Here is a 2,774-nt window from a genome sequence, read left to right on the forward strand (position 1 = left end):
GTCCAGAGCAGGAACCGGGGATTGGTGTGTTCGTCGCGCAGCTCGACCCATCGCTCGCCCCAGGCGCCGAGCGCCAACAGTACGGGCCAAAGCTCCTCGCCGGCGTCGGTGAGAATGTACCGGACTCCGGGGCCACTGGCCTTGGCCGTGGTTGTGATGATCCCGGTCTTGATGAGGTGGCGTAGTCGCTGGGTCAGCAATGTGTGCGATAGGCCAGGTGCGCCGGCGAGGATCTCCCCGTAAGCGCCCCAGCCGGCGTGGATGTTCCGAACGATCAGCGGCGTCCAGCGTTCGGCGAATATTTCGGCTGCCCGGGCGATTGGACAGTACTGCCCGTATGTCCGCATGCCTGCAGTCTGGCCTGGCCGGTCTGGACCGGCTAGAGCAGATTCTGTCCTACCGTCGCGGCCCGGTCGGGTACACGGTGGGCGCATGGGACAGCATGGAAATGGCAGCGGAACGAGGTGGGGGTCACTATTCGGTGCCCGCGCGTCAACCTGGGCCGAGACGTGGGAAGGACCCCGCGGCTGGGGCACGCCGGTGTATGAGCATGTGCTTGACCGGGCCCGCATCCGGCCGGGCATAGCCGTCCTTGACTGCGGGTGCGGCGCGGGGCGTTTCGTTGCGCTGGCCACCGAACGCGGGGCGGCCGCGGCCGGCATAGATGCCTCGGCCGAGCTGGCCAAGATTGCGACCAAGCGCATCCCCGGCGCGGACATCCGCGTCGGTGACTTCGAGGCGCTGCCCTGGCCCGACAAGACCTTTGATGTGGTGACCGGCTTCAGCAGCTTCCAGTTCGCTGACGATCACGCCGCGGCGCTGGCTGAGGCCCGACGAGTCTGCCGGGACGGGCTCTGGGTGGCCATTCCGACCCAGTTGGCCGACTCCGGGATCCCGGCAGTGTTCGCTGCGCTGGCAACACTGTTGCCACCGGAGTCGCTCTCGAGCCTCAAACGAAGCGGCATGTACGCGCTATCCGCACCCGGAATGCTCGAGGAGATGCTGTTCAGAACCGGGATGCGCTCCCGGTCGGACGAGACCATCGAGGCGACCTCGGTCTTCCCAGACACCGAGGCTGCTGTGGGTGCATTCCTCAGCGCGGGGGCGACGGCGCTCGCAATCCGACACTCCGGCCAATCTGCAGTCGAAACGGCTTTACACGCCGCGTTGGCCCCATTTACCGGAAATCGCGGTCAAGTCACGTTGCCCGGATGGTTCCGCGTCATACAAACCGGCTGAACCGTCACACGCCAGCCCGGGACCCGGCCGCTCAACCGACAGTGGCGGAAGCAAGTGCGTTTGGCCATGGCGGAGTGCCAGCACATACGTCCTCAATTCGGCAGTTCCGCGCGCTGGTCGGCTACGTGCCCGAGGCCATGTAGGCGGCGAGGATGTAGTTGGGTGCCGGTCGAGGTTCTTGCGGGCACGGTCGTAGCGCATAGTGGTGCGTGGGTCGGCGTGGCGGGCGGCGATCTGCACGTCGCGCAAACTGACGCCCGCGTCGAGCATGGTGGTCACGAACGTGTGCCGGGGCATGTGCGGGTGCATCCGCGCGATCCGGATGCCTGCCGCGTCGGCCAGATGCTTGAGCCTTCGGGTGGCCGCGTGCCGGTCCATCCGTACGCCGTAGGCGTTGCGCAGGATGGGCCCGTGGTCGCGGCCGTCGACTGCCCGATCGATCGCCAAGGCCGAGAGTGGGCGACTCCGCCGGCACCGTGGGCCGGCGGACATAGTCGGCCGGCGAGTGCGCCAGGATCTGGTCGATGACACAGACGCGGTAGAAGCCGACCACGACCGACAGCCGACGGGAGACTGTCGAGGGCTGGTAGCGGCGCTCGTCCTGCAGCCAGCGCAGATACCGTTCGATGTCCACCCAGACCGCGGCGAGCGGGTCGAGGTTCTGATTGACGCACCAGCCCAGGAAGACTCGCAGGTCGGACTCGGTGTGCAGCCGGGTCTCGCCCCGGTAGCGGCCAAGATAGGCAGACACCGCGGCGCGCAGAACGAGCTGATCCGCACGAGCGACACCGTTGGGAACGGGAAAGGCAGCCATACATCACCGTGCGTTAACGCCGGCGATGAACGCCAGCACGCCCGGAGCGGCATGACCGGACGACGAGTCAGGGGCTTCGCGATCGATCTGATCCCGGCGTTCGTCCGCACTGGGCGCGCATGAGGAAGTGGGAGCGCAGTCGCCCCGAAACCGTCGCGCTGTCGATCGCTGACAACCGCCGTACCAGAAAGTCCTCGTAAGAAAATCCGGGAGGCGGTGTCGGATCGGGGCAGAGGTGTTCGTAGCAGGGGTGAGAGGCCGCCCACCAGGGGCCGCCCCCAAGGAGAAGGGAACCGCGATCATGAAACTGACGACCACCACGCAGGTCTCCGTCGATGGAGTGATGCAGGCAAACGGCGGGCCGAATGTGCTCGACATCGGATTCCAGCGCGGCGGATGGGCCAGGCCGTTGTTCGACAGCGAGGCCATGACGTTCGTCGACCAGGTGTACCAGCGCGCCGACGCGTTCCTGTTCGGCCGGCGGACCTACGAGCTCTTCGCCGGCTACTGGGGCGTGAGGGAAGATCTGGAGAACCCCATCGTAGGTGCCTTGAACACCAAGCCCAAGTACGTCGCATCGAACACGCTCACCGAACCGCGGTGGGCGGACACGACCGTCCTCTCCGGTGACCTCGCGGCGGCCATCGGCGAGCTGAAGGCCAAGCCGGCGGGTGAGCTGCAGGTGCACGGCAGCGGCGCCCTGACCCGGTGGCTGCTCGAG

General features: G+C 67.0%; 5 protein-coding genes. 3 read left to right on the top strand and 2 right to left on the bottom strand.

Annotation, left to right across the window (positions count from 1 at the left end; genetic code table 11):
• Positions 1-347, bottom strand: a 347-nt coding sequence (locus VGR06_RS36805) for a helix-turn-helix domain-containing protein (protein WP_327563838.1), incomplete at its 3' end; no start/stop codon positions are given.
• A gap of 193 nt (positions 348-540) precedes the next feature.
• On the opposite strand from VGR06_RS36805, the gene VGR06_RS36810 reads away from it, so the two are divergent.
• A complete protein-coding gene (locus tag VGR06_RS36810) occupies positions 541-1,239 on the top strand; it encodes a class I SAM-dependent methyltransferase (protein WP_327563839.1) in 699 nt (232 codons plus the stop codon).
• Here the strand turns inward: VGR06_RS36810 and VGR06_RS44170 are convergent.
• The gene (locus VGR06_RS44170; protein ID WP_414637402.1) at positions 1,156-1,731 is read right to left on the bottom strand and encodes a tyrosine-type recombinase/integrase; all 576 of its coding nucleotides are present in this window, start codon (positions 1,729-1,731) and stop codon (positions 1,156-1,158) included. The genes VGR06_RS36810 and VGR06_RS44170 overlap by 84 nt on opposite strands.
• A gap of 13 nt (positions 1,732-1,744) precedes the next feature.
• Here VGR06_RS44170 and VGR06_RS36815 point away from each other — a divergent pair, with 13 nt between their 5' ends.
• Positions 1,745-2,176 carry a hypothetical protein gene (locus tag VGR06_RS36815; protein ID WP_327563840.1) on the top strand — a complete coding sequence of 144 codons (432 nt, stop codon included), beginning with the start codon at positions 1,745-1,747 and terminating at the stop codon, positions 2,174-2,176.
• Positions 2,177-2,354: 178 nt separating this feature from the next.
• A partial coding sequence (locus VGR06_RS36820; RefSeq protein WP_327563841.1) for a dihydrofolate reductase family protein occupies positions 2,355-2,774 on the top strand: 420 nt, incomplete at its 3' end.

The organism is Actinophytocola sp., assembly GCF_036002505.1.
In the GTDB taxonomy this organism is placed as follows: domain Bacteria; phylum Actinomycetota; class Actinomycetes; order Mycobacteriales; family Pseudonocardiaceae; genus DASYTH01.

Bases quoted from the DNA above. Each gene is read 5' to 3' on its own strand.
- VGR06_RS44170 (WP_414637402.1), bottom strand. From the start codon at position 1,731: ATGTCCGCCGGCCCACGGTGCCGGCGGAGTCGCCCACTCTCGGCCTTG.